The sequence below is a fragment of the Corallococcus interemptor genome (assembly GCF_003668875.1).
Classification (GTDB): domain Bacteria; phylum Myxococcota; class Myxococcia; order Myxococcales; family Myxococcaceae; genus Corallococcus; species Corallococcus interemptor.
The window spans coordinates 1-15,970 of record NZ_RAWM01000063.1; the positions used below are offsets into that span (position 1 = coordinate 1).

General features: G+C 70.7%; 16 protein-coding genes. 12 read left to right on the forward strand and 4 right to left on the reverse strand.

Annotated elements, in window-relative coordinates; genetic code table 11:
• Positions 1 to 2 precede the first annotated feature (2 nt).
• From D7X96_RS40030 to D7X96_RS22025, 5 genes are read left to right on the forward strand one after another with little or no spacing between them, the layout of a single operon-like run.
• On the forward strand, positions 3 to 1,244 hold the full coding sequence (locus D7X96_RS40030; protein ID WP_158616177.1) for a putative porin: 1,242 nt from the start codon (positions 3 to 5) through the stop codon (positions 1,242 to 1,244).
• A 14-nt stretch (positions 1,245 to 1,258) separates the two neighbouring features.
• Positions 1,259 to 1,978, forward strand: a complete 720-nt coding sequence (locus D7X96_RS22010) for a VTC domain-containing protein (RefSeq protein ID WP_120547459.1) — start codon at positions 1,259 to 1,261, stop codon at positions 1,976 to 1,978.
• Between the two features lie 6 nt (positions 1,979 to 1,984).
• Positions 1,985 to 3,694 (forward strand): dTMP kinase, encoded by a 1,710-nt coding sequence (gene tmk, locus D7X96_RS22015; RefSeq protein ID WP_120547458.1) that lies wholly within the window; start codon positions 1,985 to 1,987, stop codon positions 3,692 to 3,694.
• A gap of 5 nt (positions 3,695 to 3,699) precedes the next feature.
• Positions 3,700 to 4,410 (forward strand): DUF4956 domain-containing protein, encoded by a 711-nt coding sequence (locus tag D7X96_RS22020; protein WP_120547464.1) that lies wholly within the window; start codon positions 3,700 to 3,702, stop codon positions 4,408 to 4,410.
• Positions 4,407 to 5,213: a hypothetical protein gene (locus D7X96_RS22025; RefSeq protein WP_121725023.1), complete on the forward strand. Its 807-nt coding sequence runs from the start codon at positions 4,407 to 4,409 to the stop codon at positions 5,211 to 5,213. Before D7X96_RS22020 ends, D7X96_RS22025 begins: the two co-directional genes overlap by 4 nt.
• A 272-nt stretch (positions 5,214 to 5,485) precedes the next feature.
• Here the strand turns inward: D7X96_RS22025 and D7X96_RS22030 are convergent, their stop codons facing one another.
• The 4 genes from D7X96_RS22030 to D7X96_RS22045 form a co-directional block, all read right to left on the reverse strand.
• Positions 5,486 to 5,779, reverse strand: coding sequence for a hypothetical protein (locus D7X96_RS22030; protein ID WP_120547456.1), 294 nt, complete (start codon positions 5,777 to 5,779; stop codon positions 5,486 to 5,488).
• The gene (locus tag D7X96_RS22035) at positions 5,776 to 6,183 is read right to left on the reverse strand and encodes a hypothetical protein (protein ID WP_147468365.1); all 408 of its coding nucleotides are present in this window, start codon (positions 6,181 to 6,183) and stop codon (positions 5,776 to 5,778) included. The genes D7X96_RS22030 and D7X96_RS22035 overlap by 4 nt, the downstream gene beginning before the upstream one ends.
• A gap of 185 nt (positions 6,184 to 6,368) precedes the next feature.
• Positions 6,369 to 6,587 (reverse strand): hypothetical protein, encoded by a 219-nt coding sequence (locus D7X96_RS22040; protein WP_147442680.1) that lies wholly within the window; start codon positions 6,585 to 6,587, stop codon positions 6,369 to 6,371.
• Positions 6,588 to 6,688: 101 nt separating this feature from the next.
• A complete protein-coding gene (locus D7X96_RS22045) occupies positions 6,689 to 6,886 on the reverse strand; it encodes a hypothetical protein (protein WP_014398265.1) in 198 nt (65 codons plus the stop codon).
• A 208-nt stretch (positions 6,887 to 7,094) separates the two neighbouring features.
• Here D7X96_RS22045 and D7X96_RS22050 point away from each other — a divergent pair, with 208 nt between their 5' ends.
• The 7 genes from D7X96_RS22050 (at position 7,095) to D7X96_RS22080 (ending at position 15,946) form a co-directional block, all read left to right on the forward strand.
• Entirely contained in the window at positions 7,095 to 8,771 is a 1,677-nt protein-coding gene (locus D7X96_RS22050) for a metallophosphoesterase (protein WP_121770638.1), read from the forward strand.
• Between the two features lie 181 nt (positions 8,772 to 8,952).
• The gene (locus D7X96_RS22055; RefSeq protein WP_370450137.1) at positions 8,953 to 10,440 is read left to right on the forward strand and encodes an RsmB/NOP family class I SAM-dependent RNA methyltransferase; all 1,488 of its coding nucleotides are present in this window, start codon (positions 8,953 to 8,955) and stop codon (positions 10,438 to 10,440) included.
• A gap of 36 nt (positions 10,441 to 10,476) precedes the next feature.
• On the forward strand, positions 10,477 to 12,249 hold the full coding sequence (locus tag D7X96_RS22060; RefSeq protein WP_121770639.1) for a M61 family metallopeptidase: 1,773 nt from the start codon (positions 10,477 to 10,479) through the stop codon (positions 12,247 to 12,249).
• Positions 12,250 to 12,262: 13 nt separating this feature from the next.
• Entirely contained in the window at positions 12,263 to 13,693 is a 1,431-nt protein-coding gene (locus D7X96_RS22065) for a tetratricopeptide repeat protein (protein WP_147468366.1), read from the forward strand.
• A 67-nt stretch (positions 13,694 to 13,760) separates the two neighbouring features.
• Positions 13,761 to 14,156 carry a carboxypeptidase-like regulatory domain-containing protein gene (locus tag D7X96_RS22070; RefSeq protein ID WP_120547449.1) on the forward strand — a complete coding sequence of 132 codons (396 nt, stop codon included), beginning with the start codon at positions 13,761 to 13,763 and terminating at the stop codon, positions 14,154 to 14,156.
• A 279-nt stretch (positions 14,157 to 14,435) separates the two neighbouring features.
• Positions 14,436 to 15,314 carry a ribonuclease HII gene (gene rnhB, locus D7X96_RS22075; protein ID WP_120547448.1) on the forward strand — a complete coding sequence of 293 codons (879 nt, stop codon included), beginning with the start codon at positions 14,436 to 14,438 and terminating at the stop codon, positions 15,312 to 15,314.
• Positions 15,311 to 15,946, forward strand: coding sequence for a hypothetical protein (locus D7X96_RS22080; RefSeq protein WP_120547447.1), 636 nt, complete (start codon positions 15,311 to 15,313; stop codon positions 15,944 to 15,946). The genes rnhB and D7X96_RS22080 overlap by 4 nt, the downstream gene beginning before the upstream one ends.
• Positions 15,947 to 15,970: the final 24 nt, after the last annotated feature.

Sequence of the window (15,970 nt, forward strand, 5' to 3'; positions counted from 1 at the left end):
GGATGGGGCGGGAGGAAAAGGGTTGGCGGCGTGGACTGCTCCTCGCGGTCCTCCTGGGCCTGCCGGTGGCCGCGAGCGCGGCGCCGGAACCGGACGAGGACGCTGCGGTGGAGGGAGCGGATCAGCCGCTCGACGTGGACGGGGACGCTGGCGCGCTGGAAGGCGCGGTGGCGCAGGCCATGCCGGGCGGCTCGCAGGGGCCCGTCATGGGGTCGCCGGAGCAGGTGAACGAGCCGGGCGCGCCGGTGCCGGACGCGGCCGTGCCGGGCAAGAAGAAGAAGAAGGACTCCGGGCCCAAGGCGGACACGCTGGGCGAGGCGCCGGACGAAGCGGACAAGGTGGACGACAAGGGCGGGCCCCAGCAGCGGATCCGCGTGTTCGGCCGCGTGTTCGCGCGCGGCGCCGCGGACGAGCGCCAGAAGTACCAGCGCGACCTGGGCATCGAGTCCGCGCGCGTGGGCGTGGCCGCGTCGCTGTCCAACGTGGACGCGGAGGTGAGCGCGGACCTCGCCTCCAAGACGATTTTGAAGGACGCGTTCGTGCGGCTCTCGGACGACGACAAGCGCCTGCGGCTGTACGCGGGCCGCTTCAAGTCCCCCTTCCTCCAGCGCTCGCAGGAGTCGGCGTGGCGGCTGCCCATCCAGGAGCGCGGACTGGTGGAGGACTACCTCACGGACACCAACAACCTGGGCGGCCGGCGCCTGGGCTTCATGGGCGAGCTGCGCCTCAAGCAGGCCTGGGGCTTCAAGCTGTCCGCGGGCCTCTTCCAGGGCAGCGAGGACGCGACGGGGAAGCGGCTCTCCGAGGACGGCTCCGCGCGGCTGAGCATCCGCCCGTTCAAGTTCCTCACGCTGGGCACGAGCACGTACCTGACGCAGGTGATTGACGGGACGAAGCAGTACGCGACCGCGGCGGACGCGGAGCTGAGCCTCGGCGGGCTGTCGTTGACGGGCGAGGCGGCCATGGGCCGGCTGGCGCTGGGGCCGTTCCAGTCGCAGTCGGTGCTGGCCTACTGGACGGTGCCGGTGGGCCGCGAGGGGTGGGCGGTGCAGCCGGTGGTGGGGGCGGAGGCGCTGCAGTTGCAGGGCGGCATCCAGGCGCAGGGGCATTCGGTGACGGGGGGATTCAACGTGTTGCTGGCGGATTCGTTCAAGGCGCAGGTCCAGGCGGAGCGGGCGCTCCGGCCAGGGGACGTGGCGCCCGCGCTCGAGCTGTCGGTGCAGCTCGCCACCCGCTTCCGATGAGGAGACACCTGGACATGATCTCGTTCGCGGAAGGCGAAGTGACGAAGCTGCGGCGTGAGTTCAAGCGCGTGCTGGAGGCCTCCGAGGCCAAGGGGGTGTGCTCGCGGCTGTCGCAGGAGCTGGGCGGAGTCCTTCCGCCGCCCACGCGCATCGTGTCGGTGTACTTCGACAAGCCGGGCTATCCGCTGACGGCGCGCGCGCTGAGCACGCCGGAGGACTGCCTCAAGGTGAGGACGAAGGAGTACTCGCCGGACGTGGGCGCCGCGGGCCGTGAGCGCGTGGTGCTGGAGGTGAAGCGCGAGCGCAACGGGCTGACGCAGAAGCGGCGCGTGTGGGTGCCCCGCGCGGAGCTGGGCCGGGCCATCCGGGGCGGCGTGAGCCTGCTGCCGCTCTTCACCGGCGGCAGCCTGTCGCCGGTGCTGGCGGTGACGTACCGGCGGCACGTGTACCAGGTGTCGCAGGAGTGGCGCGTGACGGTGGACCGGGACATCGGCTTCCACTCCGTCTCGCCGGAGCTGGCCCTGTCGCCGCTGGCGTTGACGGTGGAGCGGCTGGGGATGCCCGCGTGGGAGGACTCGCGGGTGGTGGTGGAGGTGAAGCACCTCGGGGCGGCGCTGCCCGAGTGGCTGGCGGCCCTCAATCCAGGGGGGCCGACGGCGTACAGCAAGTTCGCGGAGGGCATGGCGCGGGTGCATGCCTTCACAACAGGTGGCGTTGGGGTCGTAGGGGGTTAGGGCACCGTGTTCATCGATTTCGAAGGCATTGACGGCAGCGGCAAGACGACGCTGTCCAACCTGCTCGCGTCCCGGCTGAAGAAGCTGGGCTACAAGGTCGCGCACGCGCGCGAGGGGGGCGAGTTGCAGTCGCCCACCGCGCGGCGCATCCGGGAGCTGACCCGCGACGCGAAGCTTTTGGAGATGTGCCCGCGCGCCGAGTTCTTCCTGAACCTGGCCCGCGACGCGCAGCAGCTGGATGAAGTCATCGCGCCCGCGCTAAAGCGGGGCGAGGTGTGCATCACCGACCGCTACCTCTACTCGCAGCTGGCGCTGACGGGCGGAGGGCGGGGCCTGAAGGAGGAGCAGCTGCTGCCTTCCTGCGAGCTGGCGTCGCAGGGGCTGTGGCCGGACCTGGTCATCCTGGTGGACGTCGACCCGGACCTGGCGCGGCTGCGCAAGCGGCTGGGCAAGGTGCAGAGCGGCAAGGCGAACGACTCGGACAGCCGCAAGGGCCTGGTCGGCGCGGGGCTGGCGGTGCGCGTGCGCGAGGCGTTCCTCGCGCAGGCCCGGAAGGACCCGTCGCGGTGGATCATCCTGGAGAACAATGATCAGCCGCTGCGCGTGCTGGAGCAGCGCCTGGTGGAGGCCGTGGTGGCGCGGCTGGAGGGCCGTGAGCAGCCGGTGCAGCGGCTGGTGCCCGCCCCTTCCCTGCCCTCGTGCGTGGCGTCGGTGGACGACGTGGAGGAGCGCTTCTTCCAGGCGGTGGACGCGCTGGAGGCGCGCGAGCCGCAGCTGGCGGCGTGGCTGCTCAACGGCATCCCGGGCCTGCCCGCGCACCAGCGCCGGCTGGCGTACGCGGAGCGGCTGCCGGGACTCGTCGCGCGCAGCCTGAACGGGCTGGAGGACGACACGGCGTGGACGCTGCGCGACGTGCTGTCGGCGAGCGTGCCGGCGGACGTGGCGGAGGGCATTGGGTTCGTGACGTCGCCGCGCTCGCACGCGCTGCGGCAGCGGCTGTACGCGCAGGCGCCCGCGGCGGTGCTGGAGGGCCTCAAGCGCCAGGACTCGCCGGAGGCGTGGGCGCTGCGCGAGCGGGGCGTGAAGGACGGGCACCTGGCCGCGGTGCTGCTGGGCCTGGCTGGCGTGGACGGCGACGAGTCCTGGGTGATTCGCGAGGCGGGCATGCAGCGCAAGCTGTACTCGGAGGTGGCGCGCAGCCTGGGCGGACTCACCACGGAGCGCGCGGAGGCGCTGCGTGAGGCGCTGATTCCGCACGACCGGCTGGCGGTGCTCAAGAGCACCACGGGGCTGGAGACGCCGGTGGCGGTGGGCCTGCGTGAGCAGCTGGAGAAGGGAGCGCTGAAGCTGGTGCTGCGCTCGCTGACGGGCGTGGACACGCCGCGGGCCTGGGCCATGCGTGAGCGGGGCGCGGCGCTGACGAAGGAGGCGCTGGACTCGGTGGACGGGATGGACTCGCCGGCCGCGTGGAAGCTGCGTGCCTCCGCGGCGCGCCGGTGGCCGGCGACGGTGGTGTCCTCGATGAGGGGGCTGCCGCTGGTCGCTGAGACGCGGGCGCTGCTGGACCGCATCCTGGAGGAGCAGGCCGGGAAGCTGCCGGTGCTGCGCAACGCGTACGCGGTGGTGGCGCAGGCCCGCGCGCTGGAGCAGGCGCAGCGGCCGGCGCGGGCCCTGGCGGAGACCCTGAGCGTGGACGCCGGGCGGCAGGAGGCGTGATGCCCATGGAGGGTCCTTTCGGAGCGCTGTTCCAGGACGTGGAGCAGGAGCTGTCGGCGCTGTCGATGGGGGCCATCCTCCCCCGGCTGGTGGCGTCGGCGGTGATTGGCGCGCTGTTGTCGGCGCGCCCCTGGCGGATGTTGACGGGCAAGCCGCTGCCCAAGGTGGAGATGGTGCAGGCGCAGATCCTCCTCTGCGCGGCGGCGGCGGTGATCACTGCGGTGATTGGCAACAGCGTGGCGAAGGCGTTCGGGCTGGTGGGCCTGGGCGGGTTCGTGCGGTTCCGCTCGGGGCTGAAGGACCCGCGCGACGCGGCCATCCTGTTCCTGGTGATTGGCCTGGGCATGGCGTGCGGCCACGGCAACCTGGTGCTGGCGTTCGTGGGCACGGGGTTCGTGGCGGCGCTGCTCTTCGTGCTGGACCTGTTCGAGAAGAAGGCCGTGGCGACGAAGGAGGCGAAGCAGCGCCTGGTGGTGTCCGCGCAGGCGGACGACCTGGTGCGCGCGGAGGCCACGCTGAGGGCCGCGTTGGGGGAGCGCAACGTGATGGTGAAGAGCTGCGCGATGGACTTCTCCGCGCGGCGGGTGGAGCTGGAAGTGGAGGAGCCGGAGCCTGGAAGCCTGGCGGCGGCGTTGGGACGGACGGAAGGGGCGCCCTTGCGGGGCCTGCGGTGGACGGCGGTGAGCGCGAAGGGCGCGCGGGAGGAGATGTCATGAAGTTCAGGAAGCTGGCGGTGCTGTTCGCGGCGTGCGGAGCGCTCGCCGCCTGTGGTGGCGGGGGCAGCCTGCCGACGGGGAATGATCCGGGCGCGCCCACGACGAATCCCGACGGCACGGTGGACCTGCCGGGCACCGGGGTGGACCCGAACACGGGCGGCGGCACGAAGCCGGATCAGAAGCCGGAGATGACGACGCTCTGGCCGCTGACCACGGGCTCCACGTGGACCTACCGCATCACCGACGAGCAGGAAGGTGTCTTCAACAAGGTGGTGACGGTGCAGGGCCCGGAGACGGTGCCGGGCACGACGATGACGGCCGTGAAGGTGCACAGCAAGCAGGACCGCACGCAGTCGGGCACGATCTACGAGGAGAACTCCTGGCAGCTGGAGCTGACCAACGGCCTGGTGGTGCGCCTGCGCGAGGAGGACATCACGGACGGCCTGGCGTCCAAGGCGACGACCTGGTCCCCGGCGATGGTGAAGTCCCTGGCGGCGACGCCTGCCTCCGTGCCCTGGGAGCACCAGGACAAGGTGCGTGAGCTGATCACCTACGCGGCGGGAGGCACGGAGGGCAAGGAGCCGACGTACGTCTGGAAGGTGCTGGAGAAGGACGTCACGGTGACGACGCCCGCGGGCACGTTCACCAACGCCATCAAGGTCCAGCGCGACAAGCTGAACAAGAGCGGCGAGGTGAAGGAGGAGAAGTCGCGCACCTACTGGCTGGTCCCCGGCGTGGGCAAGGTCCGCGAGGACGGGCAACGCCTGGAGGAGCTGGTGTCCTACGACATCAAGAAGCCGTAGGCCGCTGATTCATCTGGATGGGATTGAGGCCCGGGTTGGCGCGAGGGATGCGCTGGCCCGGGCTTTCGATGTCTCTCGTGACTCCGGCTCAGCCTTTCTATCCCCCTGATCAAAATCTCAAGAACGTCATCGCCAAATCGAGGATGTCGTCAGCAGGCGTGTAGTCCTCGATCCCTCCGAGCTCAGCAAGCCCACGAAGAACCACGAACTCATCGTCTGACCGAAGTTTCGCGCGGAGCGACTCATCACGCACCGTCACAGCCTCCCTTCTACTACGGGTCCGGCTGAAGGTCGCCGACCCTGCCTGTCTCAACGATTTCCTGGATGGCAGACGCGATCCGCTCCCGCGTGACGGAAGCGACGACCACGAGATTCCGCTCAAGAAACACCCTGCTGTCCTTCAATGCCTCATCAACATCTTGGGCCAAGCGAGCCGGACTGTACACGGTGAGCGCGTACCGAAGCCCATGAATCACCGCGACGACTCCGGGGAGCCAGCCTTTGGCCTTAACCTCCCAATCGGAGTCCTCGAAACCAGCCGGAAACTCCAGGACGATGTCGATCATCTGTCCCTCAGCGGCGGGACCTTCAGTCCCTCGAGCGTTGTGGACATCCGCACGGACTTCGCGGCCACCACGCACTTGAAGTCAGGCGAGTAGTGCTCCGGGGCAAACGAGAACAATGTGTTCCCGATTTCAACCTTGAACCTCAGATTCCACTGACGCGCCTCGTCCCCCTCCAGCATCTGGAACACCCTCTTGGATGTATCCGTGTTCCACTCAGCAGGCAGCGAGAGAAGAAAGACTCCGTCAAACTTGATGAAGAGATCCGGCTCCACGGTCGTGTCAATGAACCCGGCGACAATCAGGTTTCCGCCGACGTACTCCCAGATCTCAAAATCCATCCACGGATGGGACCTGATCCGAGAATCAATCCTGTTCACCACGGCAACCAGGTCTGCTTGACTCATTCGCGCATCCGCCCGCACTCCAGTTCCCCGCGCAAGCCATAAGCGGTTTGCTCTGTCTCCAGCCCATGCAGCAGGAGAAAGGCCTTCACATCATCAATGGGCGCCATCTCCACCGCCTCCTGTCCCACGCTTCATCCCGAGGGTGGGGCTCGCGCACTGTAATCCGTCTGCGCAGGCGGTGCGGTTCACCACTGGCCTTCCACGAAGTGGAACTCACGCACTTCGCTGAACATCCAGATGGGTGATGACACGGAGCTCACGACGGACTTCTCGCGGGGCGCGAGCCCTGGAATGGAGTCACGCGCCACCACCAGGCCTCCGGTGAACGGAACGTGCCAGCGGACGGCCATCAGTGCGAAGGAACGCTGCTCGAACACGAGAACGTCTCGAATCTGCGCTGTCATGGAACGGGGTCTCCGGGCGGACCACGCGGGCTCAATGGCTTCCCGTCCCGATAGACGTAGCGCTCGGCCACCCGTTGCCGCGAAGGGCATACTGCCGGCGCTCAGGCCCGTGCGGCGTCGTCGTACGACACGCGCAGGCCGTCGTGCGTCACGGTGATGAAGGGACGCCCCATCCAGCCGCAGTGCGTGCAGACCGCGTTCGGACCGGTCGCGGTCACGCGCACCGGCAGGTCCGACTCGCACACGGGGCACCCGGCGGGCAGGGTGTACTCTCGGGTCTGGGAGTGGACTTCGGTCATGTCTTCAGGGGTAACGCACCCTTCGGACACCGCAAGACGGCCCCTCTGAAGAACATGCCCTGAAACCTGCAACGCCAGCCCGCTCGTCTGTCTTTCCGCCTCACCGGGCGCCCCCTCCCCTGCCTACTCCCGGGCGGCTGATTTCCGGATGATCGTTGAGCGGTGAACCGTTGCGCCCCCGTCCCGAATGTCTCGGGCCGGAGGATTCATGGACCGGACGAAGTCTTTATCGCTCGCTGCCCTGGCTACCCTGTTCGTCGGGGGCTTTGCCTCGGGTGACGCGCTCGCCCTGCCGCGTGATCCCTACCTCCAGAAGGTGGGCCCCGACACCGCCACCGTGGCGTTCCGGCTGGCGTCGAACTGCTCCAACGCCCAGGTGCGCTACGGCGTGGGCAACACCAGCCAGACGGCGAAGTCCTCGGCCAGCGCGAAGATCCACGCCGTGGTCCTCACCGGCCTGTCCCCCGCCACCACCTATACGTACTCCGTGGACGGCTGCGGTGAGACGACTCCCGCGAAGACGTTCAGCACCGCCCCCGTGCCCGGCACGCGGCGCGTGCACTTCGCCGCGGTGGGTGACTTCGGCACCGGTGGAAGCGATCAGAAGAAGGTCGCCGCCTCCATGCTCACCAACAAGCCGGAGCTCTTCGTCGCCCTGGGTGACAACGCCTACGCGTCCGGCACCGAGGCCGAGTTCCAGAACAACCTCTTCACCCCCATGGCCGCCCTGCTGTCGCAGGTGCCCATGTTCGCCACGCCCGGCAATCACGAGTACGTGACCAAGGAGGCCCAGCCCTACCTGGACAACCTCTACCTGCCCACCAACAACCCGGAGGGCTCGGAGCGCTACTACTCGTTCGACTGGGGCCACGTGCACTTCGTGTCCATCGACTCGAACTGCGCCGTGGGCCTGGCGTCCGCGAGCAAGTGCACGCTCGCCGCGCAGAAGGCGTTCGTGGAGAAGGACCTGGCCGCCACCACGCAGCCGTGGAAGGTCGTCTTCTTCCACCACCCGTCCTGGTCCAGCGGCGAGCACGGCTCGCAGCTCACCATGCGCCGCCAGTTCGGCCCCCTGTTCGAGAAGTACGGCGTGGACCTGGTCCTCACCGGCCATGACCACGACTACGAGCGCAGCAAGCCCATGCTCGGTGACGCCGAGGCCGGCAGGAACGAGGCGGGCATCCCCTACCTCGTCGTCGGCGGCGGCGGCGCCACCCTGCGCACGTTCGCCACGTCGCGCCCGTCCTGGAGCGTCATCCGCGACGACGCGGCCCACGGCTTCCTCGACGTGGACGTCGTCGAGGGCAACCTCACCGCGAAGCTGGTGAAGACGGACGGCGGCGTCCTGGACACCTTCACCCTCTCCAAGACGCTGCCCGCGCCCCCCGAGCAGCCCCAGGGCACGCTGAACGTCGCCGTGAACAGCGCCAGCGGCGCCGCGCCCCACACGGCCTCGTTCACCGCGACCGCGCCCCAGGCCAACGCCACCATCACCTGGGACTTCGGCGACGGCGCCACCGCTGAAGGCCCCCAGGCCCAGCACGTCTTCGCCCAGGCCGGCACCTACACCGTGACGGCCCGTGCCACCGTCCAGGGCGCCGCGCCGCTGACGGCCACCACCGTCGTCACCGTGACGTCCAACGGAACGACCGACCCCGGGACCGGCCCGGGCACCGGCTCGGGCGAGGACCCCGGCACCACGCCGTCCGACCCCGACCCGCGGCCCGAGGTTCCGGCCACACCCACGACGCCGGGCGTCACGCCGGGGGATGGGGAGGGCTCGAACGGCCCCGGGGGCTGCGCCGCCGGCCCGTCCGCCGCCCTGATTCCCGCCGCCGCGGCCCTCGTGGCCGGGCTCGTGCGCCGCCGGCGCCGCGACCGCTGAACCTGTCCGACAGTCGGACAGGTTTTCCAAGAACCCCACCGGGGAGGGGCGGTCCCAGGCCCCAGCCCCCCCGAAGCGGCTCCCAGACGCCTCCGGCCGGTCCCTCCAGGGCCTTCCGGGGGCGTCTTTTGCGTTCCCCGCTTGTCAACGCGGCCCGGGGGATGCGAAGGCCCCATGCGACATGGCCACGACTCGCAAGCCTGGACCTTCCCGCGGTGGCGCCCCCAAGTCCGGCGGGCCCCGTTCGTCCCGCCCCGGCGCCAAGAAGCGCAAGGACGCCGGAAAACGCGCCGACAAACCGAAGATGAGCCGCGCCCAGCATGAACGCGCGCGCCCCAACCCCAACCGCCCCCTTCGCGAGGACCTGGTCCTCCAGGCCTGCCTGGAGGCCTACGGCGGCGTGCGCCGCGAGGGCCGCCTGTCCGACCGCGCGCTGGAGTTCGTGCTGCGCCGCAAGACGGCCCTGTACTCCACCGAGCGCCGCGCCGTGGCCGAGCGCGTCTACGCCCTCCTGCGCCGCCAGCGCACCGTGGACTTCCTCCTGGAGAAGTCCCACCGGAAGTTCGACGCGCTGGACGCCACGCGCCAGGACGTCATGCGCCTGGCCGCGTCCCGCATCCTCCACGGCGAGGACCCCACCTACGTCGCGCGCTCCAGCGGGCTCACCGGCCCGGACATGTCCGTGCTCGACCGGCTGCCGGACGCCGCCGCGGACCTGGACGCCCTGCCGGAAGAGAAGCGCTTCCCCATCGCCGCGTCGCTGCCGGACTTCCTCGCGGGCCGCTTCCGCGCCGTCTTCGGCAAGGACGCCGCGAAGGCCGCCGAGGCCATGAACGAGCGCGCCCCGCTCATCGTCCGCGCCAACACGCTCAAGGGCGACCGCGCCCAGCTCCAGGAGCGCCTGGCCGCGGAGGACGTGGAGTCCACGAAGCCCACGGCCCTGTCCCCCTTGGGCCTCGTGATGGAGACGCGCCTCAACCTCTTCTCCCTCCAGGACTTCAAGGACGGCGGGTTCGAGATTCAGGACGAGGGCAGCCAGCTGCTGGGCATGCTCGTGGACGCGCCGCCCACCCGCGTGGTGGACGCGTGCGCGGGCGCGGGTGGCAAGACGCTGCAATTGGCCGCGCAGATGAAGAACCGCGGCGACCTGCACGCGCTGGACGTGGACGAGGGCCGCATGGAGGACCTGCGCAAGCGCGCGCGCCGCGCCGGCGTGCACAACGTGCGCACGCAGATCATCCCGCATGAAGGTCCGGACGCGGACGCCGCGCTCACCCCCCTCAAGGGCCTGGCGGACCGCGTGCTGGTGGACGCGCCGTGCAGCGGCACCGGCACCTTCCGCCGCAAGCCGGACGCGAGATACCGCCTCACGCCGGAAGATCTGGAGATGCACGTGGGCCGGCAGAAGGCGCTGCTCGCGCGCTTCGCCATGCTGGTGAAGCCCGGCGGCCGGCTCATCTACGGCACGTGCAGCGTGCTGCGCGAGGAGAACGAGGAGGTGGTGGAGGACTTCCTGTCCAAGCACCCCGGCTTCAGCGTGCGCCCCGTGGCGGAGGTGCTGGGAGAGGAGCTGGGCCGGAAGCTGGGCCCCGGCCCCTACCTGCGGCTGGCCCCGCACACCCACGGCACCGACGGCTTCTTCGGCGCCGTGCTCGTCAAGGCGAAGTAACCCCGCGGTCCCCCAAGGAAGAAAGGCACTCCGTCCATGTCGCTCGCCGTCCACTACCGCGTCGCCATGCCCCGCCCGCATGCGCACCTGTTCGAGGTGGAGGCCGCCTTCCCCGCCGGACCCGACGTGCTGGACGCGGTGATGCCGGTGTGGACGCCGGGCAGCTACCTGGTGCGCGAGTACGCCCGCCAGGTGCAGGACGTCACCGCGCAGGGGCCGGACGGACGGCCCCTGCCGGTGCGCCGCCTGGACAAGCGCACCTGGCGCGTGGACGCGAGGGGGCAGGCCGTGACGCTGCGCTACCGCGTCTACGCGAACGAGCTGTCCGTGCGCACCAGCCACCTGGACGGCAGCCACGCCTACTTCAACGGCGCCACCGTGTTCCTCTACACGGAGGCCACGCGCGCCCTGCCCCACCACGTCACCGTGGACGCGCCCCAGGGCTGGCGCACGTTCTGCGCGCTGGACTCCCAAGGGGCCACCTTCATCGCGCCGGACTACGACGCGCTGGTGGACAGCCCCTTCGAAGTGGGCCCGCACACGCCGCTCACCTTCACCGCCGCGGGCGTGCCACATGAAGTCGTGGTGTGGGGCGACAGCGTGCCGGACGCGGACCGGCTGTGCGCGGACATGCAGCGCGTCTGCGAGGCCCAGGCGCGCATGTATGAAGGGCTGCCGCTCAAGCGCTACCTGTTCCTCGTCTACCTCACGGACAAGGGCCGGGGCGGGCTGGAGCACCAGGCCTCCACCGCGCTGCTCTTCCCTCGCACCGGCCTGTCCACGAACCGGGGCTGGGAGGACTTCCTCACGCTGGTGGCGCACGAGTACTTCCACCTGTGGAACATCAAGCGGGTGAAGCCGCGCGCGCTGGTGCCGTTCGACTACTCGCAGGAGAACTACACCACGCTGCTGTGGGCCTTCGAGGGCGGCACCGCGTACTACGACAACCTCTTCGTGCGCCGCGCGGGCCTGATGTCTCCCACGCGCTACCTGGCCCGGCTGGGGGAGACGCTCAGCCTCCTGCACTCGACGCCAGGCCGCCGCGTGCAGACGCTCACGGAGGCGTCGCTCGTCAGCTGGGTGAAGCACTACCGCCCGGACGAGCACTCCACCAACAGCGCCGTCTCCTACTACCTGAAGGGCGAGGTGGTGTGCGCGCTGCTGGACCTGGAGGTGCGCCGCGCCACGCGCGACGCGAAGTGCCTGGATGACGTCATGCGGTTGCTGTGGCAACGCCATGGCGACGGCTCCGGCGTCCCGGAGGACGGCGTGGAGAAGGCCGCCAGCGAGGTGACGGGCGTGGACCTGACGTCCTTCTTCGACCGGGCGGTGCGCTCCACGGAGGACCTGGACTACGGCGTGTTCGCGCACGTGGGGCTGGAGGTGTCCTTCCGCGTGCGCGAGGCCCCCAACGACAAGGGCGGCACGCCGCCGCGCCTCAAGGGCGAGCCCCGGCCCAAGGGCTGGCTGGGCGTCACCGTGCGCGGCTCCTCCACGCTGTCCACCGTCCCGGAGGGCACGCCCGCGCTGGAGGCGGGCCTGTACCCGGAGGACGACGTGGTGGCGCTGGACGGCTGGCGCGTGGATGGCGCGGGGCTCATCTCCCGCTGCGAGGACAAGCGCCCCGGCGAGACCGTGCGGGTGACGCTGTTCCGCCGCGACCGCCTGCTGGAGGTGCCGGTGGTGCTGGGCCAGAAGCCCGCGGACGCCGTGTGGCTCCAGCGCGTGGAGCGCCCCACGGACGCGCAGAAGGCCGCGTTCCAGTCGTGGCTGGGCTCCCCCTGGGACGAGACTCCCGGCCCGGCGTAGGCTTCCGGGCCGCATGGCCCCTTCCCTCCCTGCCCCTCCCTCCTGCGCGGGACACCCGGACGCCGCCGCCGGCTGGCGCTGCGTGCACTGCGACGCCCTGCTGTGCCCCGCGTGCGTGGAGACCCGGCGCATGGGCACGGTGGAGTACGCCGTCTGCTCACGCTGCGGCGGTACGGCGGACGTATTGCTTCGTCACCGCTCGCACCGCTCGCTGGCGGCGCGGCTGCCTGGGGCCCTGCGCTTCCCGTTCACCGGGCCGGGGCTCCAGACGCTGGTGGCCGTCGTCATCGCGCTGACCGTGCTGCGCCTGGCCGTCGTCGGCATCGTGATCATCGCCGTCCTGCCGCTCACGCTCGCGCTGGGGGTCTTCTGGGCGTCCTTCTTCGCGCTCGTGCGGGGCGCCGCGCGGGGTGAAGAGGAGCCGGAGGCCCCCGGGTTCAGCGACATCGTCCGGGACAACCTCGCGCCCGGACTCACCGGCCTGTGCGTCAGCGTGGGCGTCTTCGTGCCCGCGCTCGTGCGGGCGTGGGGGCTCCTGGAGTCCGCGTCCTCCGCCGACGTCCTGACGCGCGTCGCCCACCCGGTGGTGACGTTGAGCGCGCCCGTCCTCTGGACGGATCCGCTCTTCTGGGGGCTCGCGGTCCTGGGGGTCCTGTGGCTGCCATGGGCGCTGCTGGTGGCCGCGATGTCACGGTCGGTGCTCGCCGCGCTCAATCCCTTGCGTGCGCTCGCGTGCATCCGCGCGGTGGGCCGCGACGCTCGCCTGGTGACGGGGGTGTTCCTGCTGCTGACCCTGCTGCATGGGGCGCTGCACGGGGTGGCGGAGGCGGTGCTCGGCCTGCCCATCGTCCTCGTGCCCCGGCTCCTCGCGGAGGCGCTCACGTGCCTGGTGCCCTTCGCGGCGGCGAACGTGTTGGGGCTCGTCCTGTACGTGCACGGCGACGTGCTGGACTACCTGCCCGCTCGCGACTTCCTGGAGCCCGCGCTGGGTGACACTTCTCCCATGCAGGCCCCGCCGGTGCTGAACGCGCCCGTGCGGGCGGAGGCCGCCGGCGTGGAGAATCCCGAAGCGGCCCAGGCCGCCCAGGAGGCGGAGCTCGCCGCGGCGGTGGAGGCGCGCGACGTGGCGAAGGCGCTGGCGCTGTATGGCGCGCTCCTCGTTCTGCCCCGCCTGAAGGTTTCGCCGGCACACCATCTGTTCATTGGCCAGGCCGCGGCGGTGGAAGGAGATTTCCCACTGTCGGTCAAAGCTTTGGAAGCCGCGGCGGATTCAGCGCCGGATGCGCCCACCGCGCCCCGCGCGCTGGTGCTGCTGGCGCGCGTGCAGGGGGAGAAGATGGGAAACACGGTGCGCGCGGAGGAAATCTACCGGTACATCCTGCATCGTTATCCGGACACGGAGGCCGCACGTTTTGCCCATGCGCGGCTCGCGCCCGCAGCCTGACACACGCATTGCAGCACCCGTCCCCCGGTACCAGATTCCCTGCATGGGACGGGTTGGGGGCGTGGGGATGGAGAAGCAGCTGAAGTGGAAGCGGCTGGGCTGGTTGGGGCTCCTCGCGAGCGTGCTGGTGACGGGCTGTGATGAAGCCCCCAGCGCGAACCGGCACGAGGACACCTGCGCGGAGCCGAGGTCGCTGCGCGTGGAGGTGATGTCGTCGGACGGCGCGTACATCCAGGGCGCTTCGGTGACGGCCACGAATCTGGAGTCCAACGTCAGCATCACCGGCATCACGGATGACCGCGGCGTCACCACGGCCATCAACGAAACGCTCGCGCCCAGCCCCATCCGCGTGGTGGCCACCGCGGGCTCGCACGTGACGCACGCGGAGCGCGTGGAGTGGACGTGTGACGCATGTCACTGCACGCCTGTTCCCGACACGGTGACGCTCAAGCTCCAGGATTGAACGGGAAGACCCGCCAGTGAGGCCCGGCGCGCGCGGAAAATCCGCCGCCTCGGGCCGCCGGGCGGTTGTGCACACCCGTCCGCACGCGATACCACTTACGCCATGCGTCAAACCCGCATGCGTGCGTCCGCGTCGGTCCGGCTCTCCCCCAGCCTCGCCGCCCGCCCGTCTGGCCTGACGGCGTGCGTGCGGGCGTGTTGTCGCGGCACTGGTGTTCCTCCGCTCCAGTAAGCCGTGCAACAGCGCTACCCGCCGGGTAGGCAATCCCGAAGGTCCCCCATGTCCGCGGAAAATGTGCAGGCCCTGCTCGCATGCTCGGTCACCGAGCTGACCGGGCGGTTCGTCACCCAGGCGCAGCCCATCCCCCAGGGGCTGCTGGAAGCGCTGGAAGCTGATCCCCGCCAGGGCGCGCAGGCGCTCGCGAAGCGGCTGCGGTCGCGCCAGGAGAAGAACCGGGCGGAGGGGCAGCGGCTGCGGCACCTGCTCAAGTTCGAAACGGAGCTGTGGGAGCAGGGCCTCCTGCACGTCGCGGGTGTGGACGAGGCCGGCATGGCGCCGCTCGCGGGTCCTGTCGTCGCGGCGGCGGCCATCCTGCCCCGGGGCTACAAGCTCAAGGGGCTGGACGACTCGAAGAAGATATTGGACCCGGACAAGCGCGAGGCGTTGGCGGAGGCGCTCAAGCGCGACGTGGTGGCGTGGGCGGTGGGCCGGGCGGAGGTGGAGGAGATTGATCAGCTCAACATCTACCACGCGGGCCTGCTGGCGATGCGGCGCGCGGTGGAGGGGCTGGGGCTGAAGCCAGACTACGTGCTGGTGGACGCGCGCACGATTCCGCAGTGCCCTTCCCCGCAGCGGGGCATCATCAAGGGTGACTCGCTGTCGTTGAGCATCGCGGCGGCGTCCGTGCTGGCGAAGACGACGCGCGACCGGCAGATGGCGGAGCTGGACGCGCGGTATCCCGGCTACGGCCTGGCGGCCCACAAGGGCTACCCCACCGCGCAGCACGTGCAGGCCATCCAGGCCCTGGGCGTGCTGCCCATCCACCGCCGGAGCTTCGGCCCGGTGCGCGAGGCGCTCGGACTGGCGCAGCCCTCAGGGCCCGTTCCGATGCAGTCGGAGCTGTTCGCCGCTACTTCTGCCCCGATGGCGAAGCGATGAGCGCGGACAGGGACATCGACGGGTGGTTGGCGGAGCGGGGCGTCACGCTGATGGACGCGCGTGCGAAGGCCCGGGGCGTGCTGGAGGAGGCAGGGCTCACGCGGCCGGGCAAGGCGCGGATGAGCGAGCCCAAGCTCCAGCGTGCGGCCGAGGTCCTGGCCGAGCGCTTCTTCCAGGTGTGCTCGGACCCCGGCTGCCTCCAGGTGGCGTCCGCGAGCGGCCGGGAGCCCCTGCGGGTGGAGCCCCGGAGCCACTGCGCGCGGTGCGGCGGCAGCGCCAACCGGCGAGCGGAGGTGGCGTTCCTGGAGATGTGCCACCAGCGCGGCGTGCAGCGCGTGGTGGTGGTGGGCGGCTCGCCCGCGGTGCGTGAGGAATTGGAAGCGAAGCTGAGCGGCGCCATCTCCCTGCGCATGGTGGACGGCACGGAGCGCCGCACGGCGGACCGCGCGAAGAGCGACCTGGAGTGGGCGGACCTGGTGCTGGTGTGGGGCGCCACGGAGCTGCACCACAAGGTGTCCACGCACTACACGCACCCGGCTTCGTCACATCACCGCAAGGTCGTGCACGTGGTGCGCCGGGGCGTGGCCGCGCTGCTGGATGAGGCAATGATTCATCTGCAGCGAGCGCGATAGACGGAGGGCCCGGCGGCCTGCAGC

What these genes read in the sequence shown, in the direction of transcription:
- D7X96_RS22050 (WP_121770638.1), top strand. Translation starts at nt 7,095, where the DNA reads ATGGACCGGACGAAGTCTTTATCGCTCGCTGCCCTGGCTACCCTGTTC.
- D7X96_RS22040 (WP_147442680.1), bottom strand. Translation starts at nt 6,587, where the DNA reads ATGACAGCGCAGATTCGAGACGTTCTCGTGTTCGAGCAGCGTTCCTTC.
- D7X96_RS22060 (WP_121770639.1), top strand. Translation starts at nt 10,477, where the DNA reads ATGTCGCTCGCCGTCCACTACCGCGTCGCCATGCCCCGCCCGCATGCG.
- D7X96_RS40030 (WP_158616177.1), top strand. Translation starts at nt 3, where the DNA reads ATGGGGCGGGAGGAAAAGGGTTGGCGGCGTGGACTGCTCCTCGCGGTC.
- D7X96_RS22030 (WP_120547456.1), bottom strand. Translation starts at nt 5,779, where the DNA reads ATGATCGACATCGTCCTGGAGTTTCCGGCTGGTTTCGAGGACTCCGAT.
- D7X96_RS22035 (WP_147468365.1), bottom strand. Translation starts at nt 6,183, where the DNA reads ATGAGTCAAGCAGACCTGGTTGCCGTGGTGAACAGGATTGATTCTCGG.
- D7X96_RS22080 (WP_120547447.1), top strand. Translation starts at nt 15,311, where the DNA reads ATGAGCGCGGACAGGGACATCGACGGGTGGTTGGCGGAGCGGGGCGTC.
- D7X96_RS22065 (WP_147468366.1), top strand. Translation starts at nt 12,263, where the DNA reads ATGGCCCCTTCCCTCCCTGCCCCTCCCTCCTGCGCGGGACACCCGGAC.
- D7X96_RS22020 (WP_120547464.1), top strand. Translation starts at nt 3,700, where the DNA reads ATGGAGGGTCCTTTCGGAGCGCTGTTCCAGGACGTGGAGCAGGAGCTG.
- rnhB (WP_120547448.1), top strand. Translation starts at nt 14,436, where the DNA reads ATGTCCGCGGAAAATGTGCAGGCCCTGCTCGCATGCTCGGTCACCGAG.
- D7X96_RS22025 (WP_121725023.1), top strand. Translation starts at nt 4,407, where the DNA reads ATGAAGTTCAGGAAGCTGGCGGTGCTGTTCGCGGCGTGCGGAGCGCTC.
- D7X96_RS22010 (WP_120547459.1), top strand. Translation starts at nt 1,259, where the DNA reads ATGATCTCGTTCGCGGAAGGCGAAGTGACGAAGCTGCGGCGTGAGTTC.
- D7X96_RS22055 (WP_370450137.1), top strand. Translation starts at nt 8,953, where the DNA reads ATGGCCACGACTCGCAAGCCTGGACCTTCCCGCGGTGGCGCCCCCAAG.
- D7X96_RS22070 (WP_120547449.1), top strand. Translation starts at nt 13,761, where the DNA reads ATGGAGAAGCAGCTGAAGTGGAAGCGGCTGGGCTGGTTGGGGCTCCTC.
- D7X96_RS22045 (WP_014398265.1), bottom strand. Translation starts at nt 6,886, where the DNA reads ATGACCGAAGTCCACTCCCAGACCCGAGAGTACACCCTGCCCGCCGGG.